The organism is Coriobacteriaceae bacterium (genome assembly GCA_025757745.1).
GTDB lineage: Bacteria > Actinomycetota > Coriobacteriia > Coriobacteriales > Coriobacteriaceae > Collinsella.
The window spans coordinates 871,829-896,849 of record CP107217.1 but is presented as its reverse complement, the minus strand read 5'-3'; the positions used below and the strand labels follow the sequence as shown (position 1 = coordinate 896,849).

Below are 25,021 nucleotides of genomic sequence, written 5' to 3'. Positions count from 1 at the left end.
AAGTAAATTCCGAAACTAATGGCAGAATTTATCTATGTAGTCCTCAAAGTCGAACACTTCTACCACGACGCCCTCTTCCTGAGACTCTTTCAGTTGCTCCAAGAGATCTTTGTTAATAACGTCCATGCAGAAACCTCCTCTATCTAATCAATTGTAGTATATCTGCTTTCATGCAATTATCAACCAACTTGTTTAATTGCTCCTCGTTTGCCGATAGTCCCTCTTTTTTCAAAATGTCGCGCACCTCGTTCTTAGTAATCGGCTTTTCAAACAACGAAAGCAAAGCGAACGAATAATCATTAACCGCACACATTCTATGGGTGGCACAACTCAGCAGTACTCTTAACCCCTCTTTTGAGCGTCCGACTTCTTTAACAAACGAACTTTTAACCAATTGAAAACCATTATCGTGCATTACATAATCGGCATCGATATTTGTATTCAGCAATCCATAATGCAACAGTTCTTCTATCGCCCTTGTCAGCTCGAGGTCGCCCTGATCAAGAATAAGAGAAATGCTACAATCGGCCTCCAATAAACGGGCCAACTTAAGGTATACCAACTGGGAAACAGCATAGACATGATGGTATTCAGAATTATAGAAGTAGGCAAATGGCTCAACGAGCACGACAGAGGTCTTGGAATCCAGCCAGATTCGATCAGCTGGATTTAGACTAGTTAGCCGTCGCTTTACTTTGGTCAAATGTCCCTTATACCTGACAGCGTGAATAGAATCTAGGATCCAGGTCACCTCTGAAATATGAAGCCGCTGGGGCAAGTCAATTGTGTCGCTACCGTTTATGACCTCTTGCATATAAAAATCAATATGATGCTCATCAGATAAGGATTTTGCTTCATTTAAAGTTAAACCAGTGCCTGAAACATAATCCACTTCGAGGCGCAAATCCTCATATTGGGACTTCGGCATTACAGAGACACCATACTTATCGGGATGATTCCAAACATCCGACCCCATAACGAGACCAAAATTCGTAAATCCTCTCGTGGAATATGGAACACCACATACCTGTTTTGAATAATTCAAAACATTCTCTGTATAAGCTAAGGTGTTCAGAGCCTCTTCTTTAGTTTCGGTCGGAAAGCCAATCATAAAAAATAGATGAACAGGAATACCCGCATTGAGACAATCATGGATATTGCGATCAATCCAATCAACTCTCGTGTTCTTCTTCATTAGATCAAGAACTCTTTGGTTGTATGACTCGAGGCCAAACTGAATCTGCCTACATCCACTTTGGTATATCTTGTTAAAAACGTCTGTACTTAGGGTTGGAGAGAACCTCGTTTCTCCATGCCAGAAAAACGTTTTTCCCGATGCGTTTATTTCATCCGCGAGTTGCTCCATTCTTTTGCCTTCGAATGTTTCATCCACAAAAGAGAAAACTCTCGTGCCGTATTTTTCATTTAACCGACACATTATTTCAAATACTCTCGATATAGGCATCTTTCGGTAACAACCACCGGTAGCACCGGGAATGGTGCAGAAGGCGCAATGATTAAAACACTGCCTAGAGGAATAAACCGGCAGTATTAGCTCAGGCATGAAGTATTTAGAAAGGGCGAAGCCATCGAAATCGGGAACTGTATCGTTGATAAATGTTTGCTCAATCCGATGGTTTTTATATATCTTTCCACCTTTAGCATGGCAAAGGTTTGGAACACAGTCGAGATTGTCATCACCAGAGTCAAGAGCCTCAAGAAGACGTGCAAGCGGCTCTTCGCCGTCATACATCATTATCGAATCAATGTATTCAAAAAAGGGATGCCATTCTTTCATGCAGTCATCTGCTAAACGAGTAATGTAATTGCCGCCCAATGAGACGTGTTTAACAGATGGACATTCTTCTTTAATCAGTTTCGCTAACGTAACTGCAGAAATCAATTGGAAACAGCCGCTCACCGAAATCCCAATAAACTCGATTTTTTCCCTCTGAATACGCTTAAGAAAGGCAGTTTCATAGAAGGAAATAAACGGATTATGCAAGGTATCCGCAAGCGATTTCATTATTTCTGGTGTCGAATAATAATCATAGGGCAGATCTATGGAGTTGAACGTGTATTTAACTCCATATGAGACGTGATTTATGATATAGAGTGCATTTCTAAAAATGTTTTCAGCATATTGTCTTTCTTTTAGATTACACTATCTCTTCGATCTGAAAATATCTTTTGCCTCGTCAACATTAAGTGCCGACTTTTGTATCAACTCGATTGTTAATTGAACATTCGAACTAAACGAATCCTTTGATTCCCGATACCTTTTACAGCACTCTTCGACATGTCTAAAAGATAGGAGGTCATCGTAAAATTCCACGTTTAAGTCAACAATGTCAACTTTGTATTGTTCAACCTCTTGAAGATATGACTTCAAAACAGGCAAGGCAAGATACGGCCCCACTGGACTCCATCCTGGGGGAAATACTAAAAGCGTTTTAGGCATATCAACGTCACATCTTTCGCAAATAATTCAATTGAAACACAACTACCATCATAATTGAAAATACACCAAGTCCTGTAACGAGAATTGAGAACATCGCGATGCTCGTGAACAGCGAAACAAGAAGTGTTGAAATAACAACAGCAACCGATTGCAAAGACTCCCTAATTGAAAACAGGCTTATCGATTCAGATCCGTCTCTCGCCAAATCCTGCAGCGATGTTATGAGAAGCACATCTTGAATGGCGTTTCCGGCACCGACGATAAAAAGGAAAATAAACGATATCCCAGACGCATAGCGATAGCCAAACGCCAGATACGCACCGAGCGCAAGATACGTCACAAAACAATATGATTTAACGCAATCGGAACCACTGATTAAACGACCGTATATTGTATTTCCGAACAACAGTCCGATTGTAAGACTACTCTGAAGGAATCCATATTGTATCGATGACGAGTCAAATTGCAATTGCGCTATAGCTGGCAAAAGAGAATTCAGAGAGCCGAATGCCACGCCACTAGAAATATCGATTAATAGGAAACCAATTGCCAAGTGCTTCGCGCTAAGATCACTAAATGCAGTCCTGTTTTTTTCATTTTTGCTTATTCCCTCTTTATCATTAACCTCGATAACCGACGGAACATCTCGCAGCAACCAGAACGACGCGGCAAAAGAAAGCGCGTCTAATGCAAGAACAGCCTCCGCCCCAAATTGAGCGACAACAAAACCGCCGGCAACTGGCCCCAGAACCATCATCAAATTCTGCAGGAACCCAAACGAATTATTAATTACGTCGCGATTGATACTATTCGTATTGGCTCTTAACAACGAGTAAAAGCAGGGCATTTCTACCGTTCGGCAAAGCGATACCGCGCACGTAATAGCAAACATACTCCATTTACTATCAACAAAAATATAGCAAACGAATAATCCCGCGCGAATTAAGTCTGCCAATCTCATGGCCTGCAGTGTCCCGATACCCATCTTCTGAGGCAGCTGCGCGAGCGCAACTGAAAACAGAGAGGGGGCAAATCTGCAGCAGACCATCAAAGCAGTTGCAGAAACATCGTGAGTTACCTCGTAAATCAGCATTGGCAAAGCAATATTCGCACACCAATTGCCTATTTCGCTTATCCCTCTAGCAATATATAGGACCCGAACCGGACGGCTAGCTCTCAATACCGTGAACATCACGATTAACCTCGTATTTCAGGCCTCGTTCATCCCTTAATAGGAATCCATAATCAACCAAGTACCGCCTCAACACGGCATAATCAGGATAGAGCTGTGACAGCACACGATTAACCTGAAGCTCCGTATAACTTGTATTTAATTCAAAGAAAGAGACGGCCCATAGCAGCATGATTCTTTTATAGCTTTCCTTTTTTGGAATTGAAACCAGCTCGCCATTCTTGAGAAATCGTTTTTTAAAGTCTATTAGCTCATCCATTCACATCCTCCATTTCATACGCATCTAATACTAAAAATGCATACGCTTTAGGTCATCGCATTCGGCTTCTTTATTCGAACTAAACTCGAACTAATCTAAATTATTTGCTCAAACGGGGCTGCGGACGATTTCTTGGACCGCGCCTAGGCGTATCCAAGCTTCCTGCGGTACTCCATCGGGCTCAGCCACTCGAGGGACTTCTTGATGCGCCCGTCCCGATAGTACACGAGGTAGGCCTCGAGCCTCCCCATGAACTCCTCGGCCGTCACGCCCTCCCAGTCCCTGTAGCGGAAGAACTCGTTCTTGAGGCGCCCGAAGAAGCCCTCGCAGGCCGAGTTGTCCGGGCTGCATCCCTTCGCGGACATGCTCCTGACCAGGCCGTTCTCCTCGCAGATCCCGATCCACTCCGGCCAGCGGTAGTGGCCGCCCCGGTCCGAGTGGATCGTCGTGCGCGCGCCCGCCGGCCTCGCCGCGCAGGCCTTGAGCAGGCTCGAGTTCGCGAGGCGCTTGTCGGGGTGCAGCCCGATCGACCAGGCGACGGGCATCCCGTCGAAGCAGTCGATGACCGGGCTCAGGTAGACCTTCTCGCCGCCCGGGAGCCTGAACTCGGTGATGTCGGTGAGCCACAGCCGGTTGGGCTCGTCGGCGTGGAAATTCCTGTTCACGAGGTTCTCCGGCGCCTTGGAGACCTCGCCGGCGTAGGAGCTGTAGCCCCGGGCGCGCCTCTTGTTGTAGACGACCTCGAGGCCCTCCTCGCGCATCACGCGGGCCACGCGCTTCTCGCTGGCGCGGACGCCCTCGCGGCGCAGGCGCGCCCAGACGGTGCGGTACCCCCAGCACCCCGAGCCCTCGCGGAAGATGCGCACCACGCGGTCGCGTATGTCGGCGTCGCGGTCGCGCGGCGCGGCGACGCGGGGCCTCCAGTACTCATAGGAGCTCTTCGATATCCTCAAGAAACCTGTGATCGAGCGGAGGGGCAGGGCGGTCGCCCGCCTCAATCTCTCGCCGAGCTCGCACTTGCTCCTGTTCGAGATCGAAGCCGGGTCCCACCCTTCCGCTTTTAGGTCGGCCAACACCGCCCTGAGCAGCAGGTTCTCTATCTGGTCCTCGTTGAGCCCGGCGAGCGGGCCGGTCGCCGGCGGGGCGTAGATCGACTTGTCGGGGCCCAAGCTGGCCTCCTTCCGTGGCGGTTCCCTCGCCACGATTCTACAGCCCCCGCCGGTGTAGCTGCGCGGGAGGTGCCCCGTCGCCCACTTCTTGGCCGCGCTCACCGTGACCCCCGCGAACTCCGCGGCGGCAGTGGGCCCCATGCCGTCCTCCGTGGCCAGGAGGAAGAGCTCGACCTTCTCCCTGCTGTACATGCGAACCTCCAGTCCGGACCGTCCCGCGGTCCAACTTTCTGTCCGCACCCCCAACACTCTTCGAAAGCTCGTTTTTCACTCTGAGTAAAATGCCCTTCCCAGTCAGTCCACGAACAGGAAGGCAACTCACAACGAGCGGAGTCGAAGCCCTCTGCCGTCGGTCGTTCAAAATGCACGATAACCTTTTCGATATCGCCATCTGTAATCAGGTCAGAATGAATGACCTCGGTACCATCTTCGAATGTCATATACGGGTACATCACGTAAATCACCTCGCAATCATAAATCCAGTTTAGCATCAAGCTATTGCACCAAAGACAACAGGCCCCCTTGATGAGTTGATGGTATCTGTTAAATGTCACGTACGATTCACATCTGGTGGGTACCCTGATGGCTACACGAAACGAAGCAGATTTACACCGGGAGGACCCCGTATGACAACCAAGTACACCGACGCGCCGCGCACGCGCGTCATGACGCCGGCATCGCTCAACAACGGCATGCACGAGAACCATTCCATCGGCCAGACCATGGCTATCGCGCCCAAAAAGGGCCTGTTCGACGATATCTCCATTCCCCAGATCATCGCCGGCGCCGCAGCTGCTGCCACGAGCGTCGCGCTTGCTTCCAAGATCGGCATTGCCGGCTCGGTGATCGGCGCCGCCGTGAGCTCAGTCATCACCGTTGTGTCCTCGCAGGTCTACCGCCACTTTATCTCTGCCAGTGCCGAGGTCATCAAAGGCACACACGCCGCCGTCGACTATCCCGTCGGCGCTTACGAGCCCGTTGAGCTTAACGCCGACGAGCACCTGGGCGGAGCTGCGACCACGCAGGAGATGCGTCAGGTTGCAGGTCGCGCGGCCACGGCGCGCGTCGCCCCCAGCAGCCTGCGCGCCAAGGCAGCGGCAGAGCGCAGCCAGACGCAAAAGAAGGTCATCGTCTTCTCGATCGCCATCGCCATCGTCGCGGTCATCGCCTGCGCCGGCGCCATCCTTATCACCACCGCTGGAGAGGGTCTGGGTGAGCGCCCCGAGCCATTTCTTTCCTCGCGCACGACCGAGCAAGACGCGGACAGCGCCGGCCAATCGCAAAGCCAGCAGAACGACTCACAGGCAAACTCCGCACCCACCGATTCTTCCTCGACCACCCCTGATCAGTCGCAAGGCACCGATTCCTCGTCGAACAGCGGCGGCACACAATCCGGAACGACCGACTCCAGCCAAACGACCGACGGCTCTCAGCCGAGCACGGGTGACCAGACGAGCGGCAATGCATCGAGCACGGGCTCAACCGACAACAGTAACACCAACAGCTCGAGCGGAACCGCATCCGGCACGGCATCCGACAGCTCGAGCCAAGGCACGACATCGGGCAACTAAGCACGATCGTCTCTCACAGATAACCGACCTGCATAACGGGCGCGAACCGGCAACGGTCGCGCCCGTTTGCTTTGGGCGCCGAGGTGGCAAGCCCTGCGCGATGGTAAGATGCTTTGGTGTGTAAAGAGGAGATTTGCCATGAGCAAGACAATAGTTAAGCCCACGCTTTCGCTGGGCAACCACATCTATCTGTATCGCCTGCTACGCGATGCGATTGGATGCGGCAAGCAAACGTTTATGACGCAGGTCGAGGAGGCACTCGCCGCGGGCGATATGACGGCCTACGACCTGGGCTTTGAGTCCACGCGCGAGTTGCTCGAGGAGCTTGACGACTGCATTAAGCTGACCGTCTTTAAGGGCGGTCGTCTGTATGCCACCGTCATCGCCAACGATGCCTGGGATGCCGCCCTTGCCAAGGGCGAGGACAAGCCCAAGGCAGCCAAGGGAGCCAAGCAGTCCTACAAAAAGAAAAAGCGCGGTGAGAAGGACCTGAAGGCTGTGCGCCCCAAGCACGTTAAGCGCGCCGAGCCCGAGCCCGTGGCCGAAGTCGCTCCGGAACCCGAGCCCGAGACAGAGATCGAAGTCGCTATTGAGGTAACAGCAGAAGCCAAAACCGAAATCGCCGCCATGACCGATCCCGAAGTCATGTCAGAGCAGGAAGCCGCTGCGGAGCTCAACGAGGCCCCCAAGTCGACAACCGAAGAAGCCGCCAACCAACCCGAGACGTCTGCGTTCCAAAACAGCGATGTCTTTGGCGACAACGCCGAGGACGACCAGTCCGACGAGCCCGCCGATCAAGGCGCTACCGAGTCGGCGCCGGAGCCCGAGACGCCGCAGCCCGCCATCTCGCTCACGGTCGTCTATGACCCCGAGAACGCCAACGCCGGCATCACCACCATGGCATCCACGCCCATCGAGGCAAAGCCGTCTGTCGAGGCAGAGGACGCTCCGCAAGCCGATGCCAAAACCGAGACTGAAGACACATCCGTCTCCGTGGAACCGACAGATTCCGCAGTTAAGCCGGAACCGGTGCCTGAGCCTACACCAGTCATCGAGTCCACATCCGCACCCGTCTATGACCAGATTCCCGTGCCTGCAGCGGCTCCGGCCCCCGCTGTAGTACCGGCCCCCGCGCCCGCAGCGCCCGCCATCCCCGAGGACTTCCCCGTCGATTTCGCAACCGAGGTCTTCTGTCCCGGCCCGCTTCTGCACCAGCTGTCGACCTATCTCCCCTACGGCGCCGACACGCTCGGCATCGTCGGCGAGTACTACTGGATCGCCCGCGAGCGCGGTACCATCGAGGCCGCGCGAAACCGCGCAAGCTTCCCACTGCGCTACACGCAGGCCGGCGAGCGCCGCGAGGTTACCGTGCGCATCCGCCGCAACACCACCGGCGGTCTCGGAGCCACCTGGGCCATCGACAAAGTCAACGCCCCGGCCGAGTGACAAACGGCCCTGGATAGCCATTTGACCATCCAGGGCCGTTTGAAATCAGATCTTTTGGCTGTCATCAGCATATATAGACACCAGAGAAGCAAGCTCCTCCTCAAGTTGCGGAGCAAAATATCTAAAAGAAACTTGTGCTCCAATCGGTATCGACTCAATCATATTCGCAGCATTATCTGAAACACGGTACGATGCAGTTTCACCTGTCTTTAATTCCTCTATTGAGCAGACAGCGTCTTCAGCATCAATCGACCTAAGCGTGCCTTTACCTTGCAATATCACATCGGCATGCCCACCAGCTATTTCCAATGAATCTGAGTTTGTCACAGACATTTCTCCGGAATCTCCGCGCGGCATCTCTTCTTTTGTTGAACAGCTCACCAATAAAGGCATCAACACCAAAGACAGGACTAAACGAATCGTCCTACTTCGAAAAAGTCGTTCCATAAGTCCACGCATAATAACTCTGATCATACTTCAGGAAGGATAAGGATGAATTCCAGCCGTCCGCTATGCCAATCATCTGCCTTGTCTCTCCAGTTTTCTTACCAGTAAGTGTGGCGTAAGCCTCTGCTGTTACAGAATGGGCTGATCCGTTGTACAAACTCGCATGTAAAACATTCGGTCTATTAGAGTTAATCTCATTTTGAATGTTCGCGATAGCCGGGGAGGAGACAGTGCGGGCGATAAGAGTACTCCCTCTGCTTGCGCAGTAATTTGTAAACCCCGTTGCACAGGTTGAAATCGGCGTTCCGCCCAAAACAACACCGGGAACAGTCTGTTCTTCATCGGAAAGAGCATGGGTATTGGTGTAATTCCATATCTGCATATATTGCGAAGGGTCGCTATATAAATTGGCAATGCCATACAGTTCCGCAACGTTCGAAAAAGCTGTCACCATACAAGCATAGTGGGCGGTAAGCCTCTTAATCTCGCTTTCATCATATGACATAAACTGAGAAATGGAACGAAATCCAGATACTGTGTAATCCTGCATTTGAGTTGCGTAAATTACAACATCGTTCCAGCTTGAAGGTTTATTCGATAAAACGACAGGCCGTCCTTCTATGGAAACAGCCGGGATTGTTCTTCCGCAATTTGTTGTTATTGAACCATCCAAAGATTGCACGCCAAATTCGAATGGATTGATCATTACGACTGGGTTATTGAAAGAATAAGACTCGACACCAAGATCTCCTCCCCGATCCATAGGGCTGACTAAGCCGTCTCCAAAACGATATCCCGTAAGTATTTCATCATCTGAAGCATCTAAAACCAAATAACCCGCGGCTCTATTGGATGTCACAACCGGAACAATGTAACCAAGCGGGGACCCATCAACATCTACAAAAGGAATAGGGTCAGAAGGCGTATACGAAGAGCCGAGGAGTCCCTTTATATATTTATCGGCAAGCTCTTGCGCAATTTCAGAAGTAAATTGTATCTGCTCACCATCAATATTGTCCGTCGAGGCAAAAACCTCTTTCGGACGTGCAGCTAAGGCGACAATTGAAGACGCGACAAGTTGCAGAAAACGACGACGCGAAAGCATATGTTCTTCTTTCTAGAGAAGCGACTTATAAGATACTCCTATTCTATAACCTTTTTTGTAACGTTACAGCACTGGTTATATTTCAATTCGATTTGCTTATGTCCTTGTAACCCAATGCGTCTTTACGTTTTAAACGGAATTAGAAAATCACTCATAGCAAAAACGGGCTTTAATCCCAAAGAGATGACTTTGATTATGAATCAAACCAGCAGCCTTGACATAGCTGCAATGCAATTGCTACAAGAAAGGCCGCCCTTGCTGGCGGCCTTTCTTCTTGTTGCTAATCGCGTGTGAGCTTGCGATGCACGCGGTGCGGCTGGGCTGCGTCCTCGCCCAGGCGCTCGATGCGGTTGGCCTGATAGGCCTCGAAGTTGCCCTCGAACCAATACCAGTTGCCCGGGTTCTCGTCAGTGCCCTCCCACGCCAGGATGTGCGTGGCGACGCGGTCCAGGAACATACGGTCGTGGCTAATAACCACCGAGCAGCCCGGGAACTCGAGCAGCGCCGCCTCGAGTGAGGACAGCGTCTCGACGTCGAGATCGTTCGTGGGCTCGTCGAGGAGCAGCAGGTTGCCGCCCTGCTTGAGCGTAAGTGCCAAGTTCAGACGGTTACGCTCGCCACCGGAGAGTACGCCAGCGCGCTTCTGCTGGTCCTGGCCCTTAAAGCCAAAGCTCGCCACATAAGCGCGGCTCGGAACCTCGGTCTCGCCGACCATCATGTGGTCCAGGCCGTCCGAGACGACCTCCCACAGGTTCTTGTCGGGGTCGATGCCGGAACGGTTCTGGTCGACGTAAGAAATCTTGACGGTCTCGCCCACCTCGAGCTCGCCCGAAGTCAGCGGCTCCAGACCCACAATCGTCTTGAACAGCGTGGTCTTACCGACGCCATTGGGGCCGATGACGCCCACGATGCCGTTGCGCGGCAGGGTGAACGAAAGATCATCGATGAGCACGCGGCCATCGAACTCCTTGTGCAGATGATGGGCCTCGAGCACCTTGTTGCCCAGACGCGGGCCCACAGGGATGCGGATGTCGGTCCAGTCGAGCTTCTGGCTTGCGCGGGCCTCGGCCTCCATCTCCTCGTAGCGAGCCAGACGGGCCTTGTTCTTTGCCTGGCGAGCCTTGGGCGAGCTGCGTACCCACTCGAGCTCGGCCTCCATGCGCTTGGCGAGCTTGGCGTCACGGTTGCCCTGAGCCTCGATACGCGCGGCCTTGGTCTCCAGATACGTGGAGTAATTGCCCTTGTAGGGATAAAGGTGACCGCGGTCGACCTCGCAGATCCACTCGGCAACGTTATCCAAGAAGTAGCGATCGTGTGTGACGGCAAGCACCGCACCCTGGTAATTGTGCAGGAAATGCTCGAGCCACAGGATCGACTCGGCGTCCAGGTGGTTCGTGGGCTCGTCGAGCAACAGCAGGTCGGGAGCCTCGAGCAGCAGCTTGCACAGGGCCACGCGGCGGCGCTCGCCGCCAGAGAGCACGTTAACCGGCATGTCGGAATCGGGCAGCTGCAGGGCGTCCATGGCCTGGCCGAGCTTGGAATCGATATCCCAGCCGTCGGCGGCATCAATCTCGTCCTGGAGCTTGCCCATCTCGGCCATGAGGGCGTCCATGTCGCAATCCGGGTCGCACATCTCCTCGCCGATCTTATTGAAGCGATCGACCTTGGCGATCATATCGCCAAACGCCATGCGCACGTTCTCGATAACGGTCTTGTCGTCGTCGAGCGGCGGCTCCTGCTGCAGGATGCCCACGGTGTAGCCGGGGGTGAGCCTGGCATCGCCGTTGGAGACCTCCTCGATGCCGGCCATGATCTTGAGCAGGGTCGACTTGCCCATGCCGTTGGGACCCACGACGCCGATCTTGGCACCGGGGTAGAAGCTCAGGGTCACGTCGTCAAGGATTACCTTGTCGCCATGGGCCTTGCGAGCCTGATACATCTGGTAGATAAACTCTGCCATTTGCCTGTTCTATCCTTTCTACCTGCTGTTTCCCTATTCTTGATTCGCTTTAGTAGAAACGAAATGAGGAAACCAGCTCTGAAACGTAACGAAAAAGGGGCATGGTTGCCCACACCCCCTAATACTACCTGGGAAAAGTCCCCCGGAATATACTATGAACTGCGTACGCTAGTTTTCCGCAACCTTAACGAGCGGCTCGCTGCGATTTGCGCCACAACAGATACGAGTAGACGTAGACGGCTCCAGCTGAACCAAACGCCAGAACCGCAATCACCGCGGCGACGACTTCACTCGAAAGCACGCTGCCTGCCACGCCCATCACAATCAGGCCAATACCCAGCACCATAAAGCAGGCGCCGCCAAAACGCTGCGTACGGCGCCAGTTCTCGGGATCGGCAAGCGCCCAAGGTGTCTTGATACCGAGCGTATAGTTCTGCTTCACACGCGGCAAGTAGTTGCCTACGCCGATGAACAGCAAACCGACAACACCGGAAATCAGCACGTTAACCGAACCGACCGCCGGCACCACGCCCCAGACCGTAAGCTCTCCCAGCCAGCTTATGGCGCACATGAACAAGGTGAAGGCGATTACGAAGCCCTGATAGAACTTGCCCGAGGTTCGATATGCCTCGCCTTTGGGGTCGATGCGCGGCACCACGCAGAACATTGCGAGAAGCGCCAGAGGCAGCGCGCCGAGCGCGGAGGCCATCCAGCTAGGACCCCAACCGTCGACGGCGCCGTTCGCGCCCCAGTGCGTGGGAATCTGCCCAGGCAAGCTCGGCATCACCATGAGATGCGCTACGACATTGGCGACGCACAGAGCGACCAGCGCAATCCACACGCGCGACGATACCCCCGTGGGGTGAATGCCCTTGTTTTCGTTATTCATCCTTATCACCTTCCGTGTTTGTAAAGCCCATAAACCAACCGATCAAGTCCTGCATGACGGTAGTGTTTAAGCTGTATACGATGTTTTGACCATGACGTTCGTCGGTTACCAACCCGGCGTTTTTGAGCGTCGCCAAGTGATGGCTCAGCGACGGCTTACTGATATCGAAATGCTCGGCAAGCTCCCCCGCCGTGCAATTGCCCTCGCGCAGCAACTCCAAAATGCGCCGTCGCGTTGGATCGGCAAGCGCCTTAAAACCCTCTCCCGGCATAAGACCCCCTTTCATCATCTCTCATGACGCGCACACTATACTCGATATTTAGATGTTTGTCTAACTATCTAATACAGGAACATCTATAGAACATTCGTTCGTATTTAGCTACAATGGAAGTTGAAGCAGATGGGCCAGCTCCCTCTACCCGAGAAGGAGATGGACTATGAGTATTGACGATGTCCTGACGTTGTTATTGCTTGTAATCGCGGCTGTGGAGCTCGGCATCCACATTGGAGGTCGAATGAAATAGCCGCCCCCGCGTAATGCGAAGACGGCCACTTCTCACGCTACAAACGTGTTTGGGAGTTGGCCAACCCGCGGCAACGGGTGCCATCTGCTTCATCTTATGCGAATCACTGCCTCATTTCAACAAGCCCCTAGGGCTCAAATGGAATCGCGATAATACCTATAATGACGATAGCTAAAACACGATTCGCTTCCCCATCGGAGGATGTCTATGACCGAAACCACAGCCGCAACCCCCAACGAGACACGCGACACCAAGCTCGAGATCATCATGGGCCGCGAGGCACTCGACAAACTCGCCGCCGCCACGGTGCTGGTGCTCGGCTGCGGAGGTGTGGGCTCCAATTGCTGCGAGGCACTTGCCCGCGGCGGCATTGGTCATTTCGTCATTCTGGATAAGGACATCATCGCGCCCAGCAATATCAATCGCCAGGCCATCGCCTTTCAAAGCACCATCGGCAAGCGCAAGGTCGATGTTATGGAAGCCATGATCCACGACATCAATCCAGCCGCTACCGTCATCAAGCGCACCGAATACCTGTTGAGCGACAATATCGACGAGTTCTTCGCGAGCGTTTTGGAGCAGACGGACGGCAAGCTCGACTACGTCGTCGACGCCATCGACACCATCTCGGCCAAGCTCACCATTGCCAAATATGCTCAGGACCACGACATTCGTTTGGTTAGCTCCATGGGCGGGGCCAACAAGCTCCATCCCGAGTGCCTCCGCTTTGCCGACATTTTCGATACGGTACGTGACCCCATGAGCCGCATCATGCGCAAAGAATGCAAGAAGCGCGGAATCAAGAGTCTGCATGTACTGTTTAGCTGCGAGGAATCGGTTAAGACACAGCCCCGCGACCCTTCCAATATCCACGAGCGCACCGAGCTCGGAACCGCCAGCTTTATGCCGCCCATCATGGGCCAGATGATTGCCGGCGAGGTTATCCGCCAGATCAGTGGCCGCGGCACCGAGCGCGTGCGCGCCGATGGCCAGCGCTTGGACTAGCGGAGCGCGCCGAGATGGAGCCCCGGTTATTTGATGCACACTGCCATCTTGATTTAATGGCTCACCCGGACGCCGTTGCCGATGAGGCAACGGCGCTGGGCTTGGGTCTATTTGATTGCGGCGTCGATCCACGCGACTTTTCGGCCGCAAACGAGCGCGCTCGTCGCCACCCGGGCATCATCGCCGGCGTTGGGCTTCACCCCTGGTGGCTCGCCGATGGCCACTGCGGTTTTGCCGAAGTCAATCTGCTTTGCGAAGTTGCTGCCCAAGAACGCTACATCGGCGAAGTCGGACTCGACTTTTCCGCGCGCTTTGCTGGAAGTGAGCCGCTACAAATACAGGCACTTAACCGGCTCTGCGATGCGCTCGTGCAGCATCCTCTTACCGGGCGCGTGATATCAATTCACGCCGTTCGTTCGGCAGGAGCCGTACTGGACGTCCTCGAATCGCATGGACTACTCATCCCAAACCCCGACTCCCCCGCTATCATCTTCCACTGGTTTAGCGGCACTTCGGACGAACTCGCCCGCGCGCGTAATGCGGGCTGCTATTTTTCCGTCAACGAACGCATGCTCGCGACCAAGCGCGGTCGCGAATACGCACGACAGATTCCACTCGACCGCCTACTGCTCGAGACCGATGCGCCGGCCGAGCCAAACACAGAAACAAGCGCGCAGTCGCTCATCAGGTCGCTCACAAGGACCTCAGAACGCATCACCTCGCTCAAAAACTGCGACGCAAAGCGCATCGAGTCGATAGTTTTAACAAATGCGCGCTCTTTTTTTGACCTTCGCTAACCCCTGGTGTGCAAAAAATGCCAAATATGAGTACTGCTACCGGAATGGATACATTTCTTTTAACTTTCCAACCGCCAGAATAATCCTCGATTGTCCGCTAATTAAAGCTTTTACAGTCATTCATCCTGCGTTTTCGCAAATCTTAAACCCCTCCAGACGCTCAAATCACGTCTGAAGGGGTTGATTTTGCTGCGACTAAATTAGTCACAGTACTCATATTTGGCATTTTTTGCACACGAGGTCCCGGGGAGGATCCTGCACCTCCCCGGGACCGCTCGGCTATTCGACGATTGGTGCTCCGTGGCCCCAAGAACCTTCCATGCCGCACACGGTCGAGGCAAACCCGGCAGCAAAGTCGAGCGCGCGCTCGATAGCCTCGGCGCCATCCTCTCCACGCTTGGCGGAATCGAGATAGCACATCAAAAACGAAGTGAGGAACGAGTCGCCCGCTCCCATGGTGTCCTTCATGTCCGTTACCGGTTTAGCCAGCTGGCGGTAATAACGCTCGCCGTCGTAAGCAATGCAGCCCTCGGCACCCGCCGTAGCCGACACAAAACGCGGACCCAGGCCCTTCACCCATGCCAGACGCTCGCGAATCTCGTCCTCACTCGCGGCATCCGCCGCACTAAAGAAGGCAAAATCGACGTAGGGTGCAATCTGCTCGTAGTACTCGTCGGTGGAGTCGTCCGAAAAGTCAAAAGAGACCGTGACGCCCGCAGCCTTCAGCTTGGGCAGCTCGCGCTCGGTAAAGCAATAGTTGCCCGAATGAACCACATCGAACTGCTTCATGTACGCAAGGTCAAAGCGATCGAGGACATAGCGCGCATCGCCACGGATACCGCCCTCGTTGGAGCCGAGGAAGACACGGTCACCGTCAACGACGGTCACGCGAGCCGCTCCGTTCTCGCCAATCATCTGCTCGCACTTGTCAAGCTCGACACCCTCATCCTCGAGGCTTGCAATGACATGCTCGGCAGCGGCGTCATTGCCAAAAATGCCCATGTATGCGGAACGTGCGGCACCGCATTTCTTGGCATAAACGGCGAAGTTCACCGCGTTGCCGCCAGGATACATGGTGTGGATATGCTCGTAGCGATCGACGACGTTGTCGCCAAATCCGAGCGCGTTAACGTTAAATGCCATGGCCTTTGTCCCTTCTAGTACTCGACAACACCCATATAGCGACGGAAATCGGGATCGTGATCAAACACCTTGCCGCGTGCAGCACGCAGCTCGCAGTTCATGGCGTAGAACAGCACCGGGTCCAGATAGGCACGGACGCTCGCCGGCACGGCTTCCATACCGTACTCCTTGGCATCGAGCACCATCAGCGTATCGGTATGCGTCTTAAGGAACGCCAGGGCGCGCTCGTCCATAGCACGGCACTCGCTGGAGCCCATCTGCAGGAAGTAAAAAACGCCATCCTGAGTAGCCTCGAAGGGGCCATGGAAGTACTCGGCAGAGTGGATGTAGCTGCAGTGCTGCCACTGCATCTCCATAAGAGAGCAGATAGCGAAACCGTAGGTCTGGCTAAAGTTGGGACCGCTGCCCAGAATATAGAAGAACTCGTGCTCCTGGCAAAGCTTGGCAAAACGATCGCCCAGCTCGGCATTTACCTTCTCACGTGCCGGGGGAAGAATCTTATCCATCTCGGCGATACCGGCATACATATCGGCAAGATCGGCGTAGCCCTCCTGCTGATCGAGCAGCTCGGCCGCAAGCGACAGCGAAATGCCAGCGGGGACCTCAGCCTGCGGCACGCCCTCGCCCCATGGGTAGACCCACGTGGTCCACTTGCCGGAGTCGATCTTAGATCCAGCGTTGTCGGTCTGGGCGATCACCGTAGCGCCGGCGGCAAGGGCAATCTCGCAGCCCTCAACGACCTCGGGGGTGTTGCCACTGTGGCTGCAAGCAATGACCAGGGACTTCTCGCCCAGACGACGCGGACGCATGATATCGAACTCGCGAGCCGTATAGATATACGAAGTGAAGGTGGTTGCCTCGCGCTGCAGAAGCTCGTGAGCCGGGATCAAATCGATCATGGAGCCACCACAAGCAATCCAGTAGACGCTGTCGAACTTGCCCTTCTCGGCAATTGCCTCTTTGATCAGATCGTGTGCGTTCATATCCAGTTCCTTTCTTGTTTGGGCCGCAATCAATGACGTTGGTTGCGTGGCCGATAGTTGTTTTAGTCAATCAGATATTTCTCGAATGCGGCCATGTTCTTGGCATCAGCCGCCGCCGGGTCATCGTAGTAACGACCGTCCGTGATTTCCTGGCCCAGCATGCCGTCGAAACCATGGGCGTTGAGTGTGGCAACGAAGGCGTCCATATCGTGCTTGCCATCGCCCCACACCAGATGGCCATACGGGTCACCGTCGATAAAGTGCATCTCGTGAATTGCCCCATCACCAAAGGCGGCAAACCAGTCCTCGAGCGTCTCGCCTGCAACGCCCATCGCGGTTGTATCAACCATGGGCTGTAAGTACGGGCTCGCGACCTCGTCAATCATGCGCTTCGCATCGGAAACCGTCGTCACAAGGTTGCTCTCCTCGGGACGCAGGCTTTCCATCGTGAGCACCAGACCGTGCTCGCCGGCATACTCCGCCAGAATGGACAAGTGCTCGCGGCTGCGCTTCCAGGCTTCCTCGCGGTCCTCGTCCCAGTCGCCCCAGCCCGAGTTGATGGACATACGGTCGCACCCAAGTACCTCGGCAAGCTCAATGCCGTGTTTAAAGTACGCCAGACTGCGCTGTTCATGCAGCGGCTTGCGTGCGCAGTACTGCCAAGGATAGACAACGTTCTCGGGGCACAGAGTACGATACCTAAGCCCACGGTCTGCAGCCTTTTTCGCCAGGACCTCAGCCTCAAAGTAGCCCGTATGGTCGAGCGTCACATGCGGCTCTGCGCACCACAGCTCAATGGACTCAAAGCCCAAACGCTGCTGCACATCAAGGAAGTAATCGAGCGACCACATGATGTAGTGGATATTCATGCCCGCAATCTGCTCGCGGCGCAGCGTCGGTTTGGATTCAGACATCTTATGCCTCCTTATTTCGATCGAACACGATTTGTCCGTCCGACATCGTCATATCAACCGCAAGATCGCGTGCGTCGCGATAATCGAGGTCAAACACATCCCGATCGAGCACGCAGATATCGGCAAGCTTGCCGACCTCGAGCGTACCCAGCTCGTCTTCGCGCATCAGATCGTACGCGCCCCCGGCAGTCCAAGCGCGCAAGAGCTCGACAAGCGTCAGCGTGTTGACCTCATTCACAGGCAGTCCGTCGGCGAAGAATCCGCCGCACGCGCTGTAGATTGACTCGCCCAGGCTCGGAATCAGCAGCGGCAAATCCGTTCCACAGCACACTGTGCATCCGGAATCTTCCATGCCGCGGCGATTCCAGCTGTGCAAAAGTCGCGTCTCGCCAATTTGTCGACGCATCATCGACAGGCAATCCTCGCGTCGGTCCAGCGTCAGAATCTGCGGATAGACCTCGCAAATTCCACCTAACTTGCCAAACTCGACAAGATCGGTCGGGTCAGAGTTCTCGAGATCGGTAATCGCATGGCGGCGAAGCATCCGTCCATGCTCGTCTCGAGGCAGCGAGGCATAGAGCGCCACGGTGCGACGAACGGCGCCATCGCCCTGGCAATGCAAGGAATATCGGAATCCGTCAGCATCAATTGCACGCAGCTCGTTCTCAATCAGATCCCACTCTGGCTCCTCGACGACCGTCTTGCCGGCAGCGCCCGCATCGGCCGAGTCCTCATAGGGTTCTATCATCTCGGCAAGCCCCGCCCATACGCCGCGATCGGTCATACGGTTGAAGCCAGAAAAACGAACGAACGGTCCCCGGAAGCGCTCTCGTGCCTCGCGGGCATATGCAAGATTTGCACCGGCACCCACCGGCTGCGACATCATAGAGACGCGAACCGTCAGCTCACCAGATTCCTCACGGCGAGCCATTTCGTCGGCAAAGCCGTAGTAGTCATCAAACGCCATCTCCTTGATGGCGGTAACGCCGCGTTCGTTAAGCATGCTCATGTAGTCCGAATACCCTGCACGCACCTCGGGCAGCGCGAGGAAATCGCTCATCATGCGCCAGATCTTCTCGGCATAGCACGCCTGGGGTGTGAAGCCGTATCGCGCACTGGCGGCAGCATTGAGAACACAGGTATCCGCGCCCGGTGTAAAGCAGACGACGGGGATATCGCCAAAACACTCGTCAAACACAGCTGCTGTATTTGCGTTCTCGGCATCCGATGCCAACGTTTCGGGTAGGTTGTGGCCAAAAGCCGCCGCGCAATCCGGACGATCTTCTTTCCATGCACGCAAGAGCGACACGGCCTCTTTGGCATCAGCGATGTCGGACAGATCAGGCCCCAACGTCCGCAGCGCCCAGCCTGTATAGAAGGTATGCACATCGATCAGGCCAGGCATGACGGTGCGGTCGCCCAGGTCAACTACCTCGTCCGCCTGGGTCAAATACGAAGCTAGCTCACACTTGGTGCCAACAGCCTCAATTCGATTGCCACGGACCGCTACGAAACCTTCAAACGGCAGGTCCCCCGTACCGGTAAAGACGCTCTTAGACGTCAGGACCGTCAAACGATCAGACATCACAACCACCTACGCCGGAAGCATGCCAGAGATTGCCGTTACGATCAGGCCAAAGACGACCATGAAAATGAAGAACTTCCAAATGGTCTTCCACCATTGACCAAACGAGATCTTTGCCACGGCAAGACCGGCAACCGTCATGCCCGCCACGGGACTGATGGTGTTGATGGTCTGATTAGCAAACTGGAGCGCGGTAACGGCGGCTTCGGGATTGAGGCCCATAAGCTCGGTCAGCGGACCCATGACGGGCATGGTGAGCGCCGCAAGTCCAGAGCTCGAGGGAACCAGCAAAGAGAGCAGGCCAAGGACGATATACATAAACGTGGTGTAGACGGCGGCAGGTGCACCGGCCAGTGCAGTAGCGAGCGCCTGGAGGATGGTGTCGATGATCATGCCACCCTCTGCGATGACCAAGATACCGCGAGCGATGCCGATGACGATAGCGGCATACGCAAAGTCGGCAATGCCTTTAACGAACTCCTCGGCGATCGTCTGCTGGTCAAGGCCGCCCAGGATACCGGCAAGCAAGCCCATACCAAGGAACACGGCGGAAATCTCATTCATGTACCAGCCCTGGGTAACAAGACCCCAGACGATAATGCCCATGCCGCAGGCAAAATCGATAAGCACGAGCTTCTGACGGGTAGTGAACTCTTCCTCGATGGAGGCATCGGTCACGGAAAACTCAACACGCTTGAGCTTATCGTCCTCGTACACAATGGACGACTCGGGATTTTTCTTGACACGCATGGCGTAGCGCATGGCCCATGCGATACCAACGGCAGTGAAGATGACCCAAGAAACGGCGCGCAGCCACAGCTGAGGATTGCCCTCGATACCAATGATGCCTTGGGCGATCAAAACATTAAACGGGTCGATGGTCGAAGCACAATATCCCAGGTTAGGACCAAGGAAGCAGATGATAAACGCCGTCATCGAGTCATACCCGATACCCATCATGATGGGAATGAAGATGGCATAGAACGGCAGGGCTTCCTCAGACATACCAAACGTAGTGCCGCAAATGGACAGCAACGTCATCGTGATGGGAATGATGAGGATGTCCTTGTTCTTGAGCTTTTTAATCACACGGCTCATGCCGGCATTCAAAGCGTTGGTCTTGGTGATGACTGCGAACGATCCGCCAATCAATAAGACGAACGCAACGACGTCGGCAGCCTCCTGGATGCCCTTAGTAGGCGCTTGCAGGACCGCAAAGATATCCTGGCCCAGATTGATGGTCTCGCCGGTCTCGGAATCGGTGTAGTTCTTATCAACCTGTTCATAGGTTCCAGCAACGGCGACTTCACGCTCGCCCGCCGCTGTCGAAATCGTCTTGCGCTGATACTGACCAGAGGGAACGATCCAAGTCAGGACCGCAAAGACAACGATCAGCAAGAACATGATCGTATAGACATGCGGTAATTTGAACTTAAAACGTCTGTTTGTCTTCTTCGCCTTCGTATCTGACATAGATACCTCCAAAGAACTCGAGACTGCATCGCATCTCGCTTCAACGCCTGCGCAAGGCAAACGTTCTATGACGTTCCATAGATTACCAGCAGTTTTTCCCGTCATCAAGATAATTTCAAACTGATTGCCGCGACGCGGTTGAACGGTTGCGTTCGCGCCGTGAACGGTATGGAGACGCCCGGTGAGATGATCAACCGGGCGTCTCCATTCGCAATGTCCTAGATGTCAAAGACGTAGCGAGACCCAACGATCCGCTGACGACCGATGATAAACGGCCGTCGCTGCTCATCGAAAAAGAAGGCTTCCATATAAAACAAGGGTTCGCCAACGGGAACCGCCAGCAACCGAGCGACCTCGGGCGATGCGCACGCGATCTCGAGCGTGCACGGGTCGGTAAACGCAGGCGTCCGCCCCGTCCGGTTGCGCACGAACTCAAAAATGGATTGGTTAGATAGAGGTGCTGTTGATAGATAGGCGTTGTCCTCGTAAACGTATATGTTGTTCTCGAGCATGACGGGGACTCCATCGGCAGTACGCACACGCTCAACGCAAATCAAATCAGTTCCAACGGGAACACCAAAGAACTGCGCTTCGGTGGAATCCGCCGGCAGTATCTTTCTCGAAATGACGCGCGCCCCCGGTTCCATTCCATTAACGCGGCATGCGTCCGAAAAACTCTGGACATCATCCTTCTGGCGAATCTTGCGCTTGAGCTTGGGGGCATTGACAAACGTGCCTTTCCCCTGTCGCTTCGTTAGATAGCCCTGCTGGACGAGCTCCTCAATAGCGCGTCGCACGGTAACGCGGCCAACTTTATAGCTCTCAGCCAATTCAAATTCGTTGGGTATCCGCGCGCCCGCCTTGTAGGCACCGGAGTTGATTTCGTTTTTAATGATATCGATAACCTGTTGGTACAGCGGTATCGCTGCTTTACCGTCAGTTAGCCCTTCAGTCGGTGGCATATACCCTCTCCCAGCACAATTACGTCTAAAACGGGCTTAAGGGCATTCAACAAGTCCTTAAGCCCGCATTAGCTTAAAGTATGCTAGGTGTCGCACCAAAATGTCGGCTATTTACTCATCAGACCCGAAAAACGCGCAACTACCGCGCTCCTAAGAAAGCGTGAGCAGCTCCGGCAGCTGGTCGATAATCTTGTCCGCGGCGTCCTGGCTAAAGCCAAAGCGCTCCTCGCGCTTGGCAATGACCGTCAGGCCGGCTCGCTTACCCGCGGTAATACCCGGAACGGAATCCTCAACACAGCAGCAGCGATTCGCGGGCAGCCCCAACAGGTTCAGCGCATGCAGGTAGATGTCGGGCTCGGGCTTGCTCTCCTTAAACTGCTCGCCGCTCACCACATACTCAAAGGCATCCGACAGCCCGCACGCATTGAGTACTTCCTCGATGCTATCCATGGGAGACGAGCTGGCAAGCGCCACGCGAACGCCACGGCGCGGCAGCTCTCGAATCGTATCCACGGCGCCTGGGTTAATCAAAGCCTGATAGTCGCGCGGACGCTTATGCGCCCACTCGTCCCAACGGGCCAACGCTTCCTCGCCAGTGAAATGCCCCTTACCGGCGCGCTCAAACCAATCGACCAGCATATGCAGGAAGAACTGATGCGAGGTGCCGACTTGCCCATTCAACTCCTCTTGAGTCAGATTAAGCCCAAGCTCCTTGGCAAACGCGGCAGTCTCGCCCAAGTAGTAATACTCGGTATCGACAATGACGCCGTCCATGTCAAAGATAACGGCGTCGAACGGAAATGCGGACACGGCACCCTCCCTAACAAAAGGACGCCCGCGAACAGGCGCCCGAGCCATGCATTAATCGGCGATTCTAACCCAGCAGCTTATCCAGCGCCACCGCAATGCCATCTTCGTTGTTATCGGCGGTCACCATCTGGGCTACAGCCTTAACCTCATCGACGGCGTTACCCATGGCAACACCGGTGCCGGCCCACTCAATCATGGACTTGTCGTTCTGGCCGTCGCCAAACGAGACGACCTCGCTGGCATCGATACCGAGCTTGGGCAGGGCACCCTCGAGCGCACGAGCCTTATCGATGCAGGGCGCCGTGTACTCAAAGTACCAGTCGGCCGTAAACATGCCCGAAAGCGTCTGGGTAAAGGGCGCATACATTTCCTCGTAATGCGCCTGTAGGTAGGCCGGGTCGCCCGCCGTCAGCAGCTTGTCCACGGGATAAGCGTCCACGACCTCATGCAAGCTCTCGACCTCACGGATCTTAAGGTCGCACGCATCGCGCTCATACTTGACGATGTTCTTCTGCGAGCCGTCCGGCAGCGTAATCATGCAGCGATACGAGTCCTCTACATGCAGGTCACGCCCGAGCGAAATCATGGGGATCACATCAAAGTTGCGCAGATGATCAATCAGGCGATGCAATTCATCGACCGGCATCGCCTGGTCGAACAGCACCTCATCGGTCTGGGCATCGACCACATGCGCGCCGTTGAAGGCAACCAGCAGACCGTCATGGTTTTGAAGGTCGAGCTCCTGCGCCAAGGCGTGCAGCCCCCATGCGGGACGACCCGAAGCCAAGATGAGCTTAATGCCCGACTCCTGCGCCGCGAGCAGCTTCTCGCGCGTACGCGGGCTAATGACCTTTTGATCGTTGGTGAGCGTACCGTCGATATCCATTGCGATGGCTTTGATTGCCATATGTGCCTCCTTGCATCGTTTTTATCGCGCACTATCTTATCCGAGCCGGGCACGTTCGCACAGCGCGCGTATGACGGTTGCAAAACCACCCCATTTGAAACAAAGGCAAAAAAGTACTTGTAAAGACGCGTTCCGACATATAAGTTGATAAAAGACCGCCGTTGCGGTTTTAAGTAGATCGAGCATATGAAGTTTCAGTTTTCAGCGTGTAAGAGAAGGAAGATCGGCAAAGTACAACCCCAAACGCAATGACAACTTAATGAGGTAACTGCCACATGTGAGGCACCCAGGGCATTGCTGTCTCGATTTTGAGCACGATGCCTTCCGCCTTGCATGGGCCGTTCCATCCCGCCCCTGCAGCAACTGCCTCACGGGCTCATTGAAAACCGCATAGCACCCCAACGTCAGCACATCACCCACGGCAAGCACATCACTCACGACAACCAACACATCAACAAACAGCACGAACATCAACCGATTGGAGAAGCTATGACAAACCACCACGCTGAAAACGGCGATAAGAAAAGCATTCTGGATGCCCGCATTGAGCGAGCGTATGCAAACGAATATGACGCCGCCTTTGCCGCCGCGACCATCAAGAACTACGCGTCGCTACCGCTCGCGACGATCTTGGCCGACCACCCTCAACTGCTGAAGCGCTGCACAAAGATCATGGGCGACCCCGACATTCGCAAGCTGACAGACCCCTATGCCCCAAAACGCGACAACGATTCGTACGTTCTTACCGTAGGCTGCCTAGCCCATATGCTTACGGCGCTCGACACGAAACTCAAACTCGAATGGGAACCCGACGAGCGTCATGAACTCGAAAGCAAGCGGAACACCCTGCGCACCGCAATGTTCCTTCCGTTGGACGGCCTCAAGCGCTGCAACGTCGAGCTCAATACACAGGCGCGGCAAAAGCCCGGGATCACGGGGCAGAAAACTCCAAGACCCCATGCGGCCATCGTCGACCGCAACCGATATAACCGCATGACCGCGCACTTTTCTGCCGAGGGAGCAGCCATAAGGACGCTGATCGACCTGCTGTGCCTCCTGAGCATCAACGAGCTATTTGAGGGCTATCTCGCCCTTGTTCCCGCGACGGCACCCAAGTCGGTAGCAAAGATCATCGAGACCTGCAGACGCCAGTTTGAGCGCCATCGCAATGGCAACGAGATGAACGCCAGCATCGCGCAGTACTACGCGGCTCATTACAAAAATGACGGATGTGCCCCTGTCGAGCATCAGCTGCGGCTCGCCTACACCACGCCCGCCGCAACGCTCCATCGCTTTGGAGCCCTTGGCGCTTGCGAGCCGCACGAACAGGCAGCCTGCCCCACAACCGAGCTCGATCTCAGGCTCGGACGAACCCTGTAGCCCGCCAGCCCCTCCGCGGGCAACAATCCTATTCCACAA

At 54.7% G+C, this 25,021-nt stretch carries 22 protein-coding genes; 5 read left to right on the top strand and 17 right to left on the bottom strand.

Going from position 1 to position 25,021, the window contains the following annotated elements; translation table 11 throughout:
• Nucleotides 1-139: 139 nt before the first annotated feature.
• The 4 genes from OGM60_03755 to OGM60_03740 form a co-directional block, all read right to left on the bottom strand.
• Nucleotides 140-2,026, bottom strand: a complete 1,887-nt coding sequence (locus OGM60_03755; GenBank protein UYI99916.1) for a B12-binding domain-containing radical SAM protein — start codon at nt 2,024-2,026, stop codon at nt 140-142.
• A 442-nt stretch (nt 2,027-2,468) separates the two neighbouring features.
• The gene (locus OGM60_03750; GenBank protein UYI99915.1) at nt 2,469-3,653 is read right to left on the bottom strand and encodes an MFS transporter; all 1,185 of its coding nucleotides are present in this window, start codon (nt 3,651-3,653) and stop codon (nt 2,469-2,471) included.
• Nucleotides 3,631-3,912: a DUF2087 domain-containing protein gene (locus tag OGM60_03745; protein UYI99914.1), complete on the bottom strand. Its 282-nt coding sequence runs from the start codon at nt 3,910-3,912 to the stop codon at nt 3,631-3,633. Before OGM60_03745 ends, OGM60_03750 begins: the two co-directional genes overlap by 23 nt.
• A 143-nt stretch (nt 3,913-4,055) precedes the next feature.
• A complete protein-coding gene (locus OGM60_03740) occupies nt 4,056-5,273 on the bottom strand; it encodes an IS3 family transposase (protein ID UYI99913.1) in 1,218 nt (405 codons plus the stop codon).
• 434 nt (nt 5,274-5,707) lie between these two features.
• Here OGM60_03740 and OGM60_03735 point away from each other — a divergent pair, with 434 nt between their 5' ends.
• Together OGM60_03735 and OGM60_03730 are read left to right on the top strand one after the other, a co-directional pair.
• Nucleotides 5,708-6,652, top strand: coding sequence for a hypothetical protein (locus OGM60_03735; protein ID UYI99912.1), 945 nt, complete (start codon nt 5,708-5,710; stop codon nt 6,650-6,652).
• 138 nt (nt 6,653-6,790) lie between these two features.
• Nucleotides 6,791-8,098, top strand: coding sequence for a hypothetical protein (locus tag OGM60_03730; protein UYI99911.1), 1,308 nt, complete (start codon nt 6,791-6,793; stop codon nt 8,096-8,098).
• Nucleotides 8,099-8,143: 45 nt separating this feature from the next.
• Here OGM60_03730 and OGM60_03725 read toward each other — a convergent pair whose 3' ends face one another.
• From OGM60_03725 to OGM60_03705, 5 genes are all read right to left on the bottom strand, one after another.
• On the bottom strand, nt 8,144-8,545 hold the full coding sequence (locus OGM60_03725; GenBank protein ID UYI99910.1) for a hypothetical protein: 402 nt from the start codon (nt 8,543-8,545) through the stop codon (nt 8,144-8,146).
• Nucleotides 8,523-9,650: a hypothetical protein gene (locus OGM60_03720; GenBank protein ID UYI99909.1), complete on the bottom strand. Its 1,128-nt coding sequence runs from the start codon at nt 9,648-9,650 to the stop codon at nt 8,523-8,525. Before OGM60_03720 ends, OGM60_03725 begins: the two co-directional genes overlap by 23 nt.
• Nucleotides 9,651-9,930: 280 nt before the next feature.
• Nucleotides 9,931-11,610, bottom strand: coding sequence for an energy-dependent translational throttle protein EttA (ettA, locus tag OGM60_03715; protein UYI99908.1), 1,680 nt, complete (start codon nt 11,608-11,610; stop codon nt 9,931-9,933).
• Between the two features lie 184 nt (nt 11,611-11,794).
• Nucleotides 11,795-12,499, bottom strand: a complete 705-nt coding sequence (locus OGM60_03710; protein ID UYI99907.1) for an SdpI family protein — start codon at nt 12,497-12,499, stop codon at nt 11,795-11,797.
• A complete protein-coding gene (locus OGM60_03705) occupies nt 12,492-12,770 on the bottom strand; it encodes an autorepressor SdpR family transcription factor (protein ID UYI99906.1) in 279 nt (92 codons plus the stop codon). The genes OGM60_03710 and OGM60_03705 overlap by 8 nt, the downstream gene beginning before the upstream one ends.
• A gap of 460 nt (nt 12,771-13,230) precedes the next feature.
• Between OGM60_03705 and OGM60_03700 the strand changes: the two genes are divergently transcribed.
• Both OGM60_03700 and OGM60_03695 read left to right on the top strand, forming a co-directional pair.
• Nucleotides 13,231-14,028, top strand: a complete 798-nt coding sequence (locus OGM60_03700) for a tRNA threonylcarbamoyladenosine dehydratase (protein UYI99905.1) — start codon at nt 13,231-13,233, stop codon at nt 14,026-14,028.
• Between the two features lie 14 nt (nt 14,029-14,042).
• Entirely contained in the window at nt 14,043-14,825 is a 783-nt protein-coding gene (locus OGM60_03695; protein ID UYI99904.1) for a TatD family hydrolase, read from the top strand.
• 279 nt (nt 14,826-15,104) lie between these two features.
• Here the strand turns inward: OGM60_03695 and OGM60_03690 are convergent, their stop codons facing one another.
• From OGM60_03690 to OGM60_03655, 8 genes are all read right to left on the bottom strand, one after another.
• Nucleotides 15,105-15,968 carry a PfkB family carbohydrate kinase gene (locus tag OGM60_03690; protein ID UYI99903.1) on the bottom strand — a complete coding sequence of 288 codons (864 nt, stop codon included), beginning with the start codon at nt 15,966-15,968 and terminating at the stop codon, nt 15,105-15,107.
• Between the two features lie 14 nt (nt 15,969-15,982).
• A complete protein-coding gene (locus OGM60_03685) occupies nt 15,983-16,951 on the bottom strand; it encodes an SIS domain-containing protein (protein ID UYI99902.1) in 969 nt (322 codons plus the stop codon).
• A 62-nt stretch (nt 16,952-17,013) separates the two neighbouring features.
• Entirely contained in the window at nt 17,014-17,865 is an 852-nt protein-coding gene (locus OGM60_03680) for a sugar phosphate isomerase/epimerase (GenBank protein UYI99901.1), read from the bottom strand.
• Between the two features lies 1 nt (nt 17,866).
• The gene (locus OGM60_03675) at nt 17,867-19,450 is read right to left on the bottom strand and encodes an amidohydrolase family protein (protein ID UYI99900.1); all 1,584 of its coding nucleotides are present in this window, start codon (nt 19,448-19,450) and stop codon (nt 17,867-17,869) included.
• Nucleotides 19,451-19,459: 9 nt separating this feature from the next.
• Nucleotides 19,460-20,923: a YfcC family protein gene (locus OGM60_03670; protein UYI99899.1), complete on the bottom strand. Its 1,464-nt coding sequence runs from the start codon at nt 20,921-20,923 to the stop codon at nt 19,460-19,462.
• A 218-nt stretch (nt 20,924-21,141) separates the two neighbouring features.
• The gene (locus tag OGM60_03665) at nt 21,142-21,885 is read right to left on the bottom strand and encodes a GntR family transcriptional regulator (protein ID UYI99898.1); all 744 of its coding nucleotides are present in this window, start codon (nt 21,883-21,885) and stop codon (nt 21,142-21,144) included.
• A gap of 150 nt (nt 21,886-22,035) precedes the next feature.
• A complete protein-coding gene (locus OGM60_03660; GenBank protein UYI99897.1) occupies nt 22,036-22,743 on the bottom strand; it encodes an HAD family phosphatase in 708 nt (235 codons plus the stop codon).
• A gap of 16 nt (nt 22,744-22,759) precedes the next feature.
• Complete coding sequence (locus tag OGM60_03655) at nt 22,760-23,602, bottom strand: Cof-type HAD-IIB family hydrolase (GenBank protein UYI99896.1); 843 nt, start codon at nt 23,600-23,602, stop codon at nt 22,760-22,762.
• 489 nt (nt 23,603-24,091) lie between these two features.
• Here OGM60_03655 and OGM60_03650 point away from each other — a divergent pair, with 489 nt between their 5' ends.
• A complete protein-coding gene (locus tag OGM60_03650) occupies nt 24,092-24,982 on the top strand; it encodes a hypothetical protein (protein UYI99895.1) in 891 nt (296 codons plus the stop codon).
• Nucleotides 24,983-25,021: the final 39 nt, after the last annotated feature.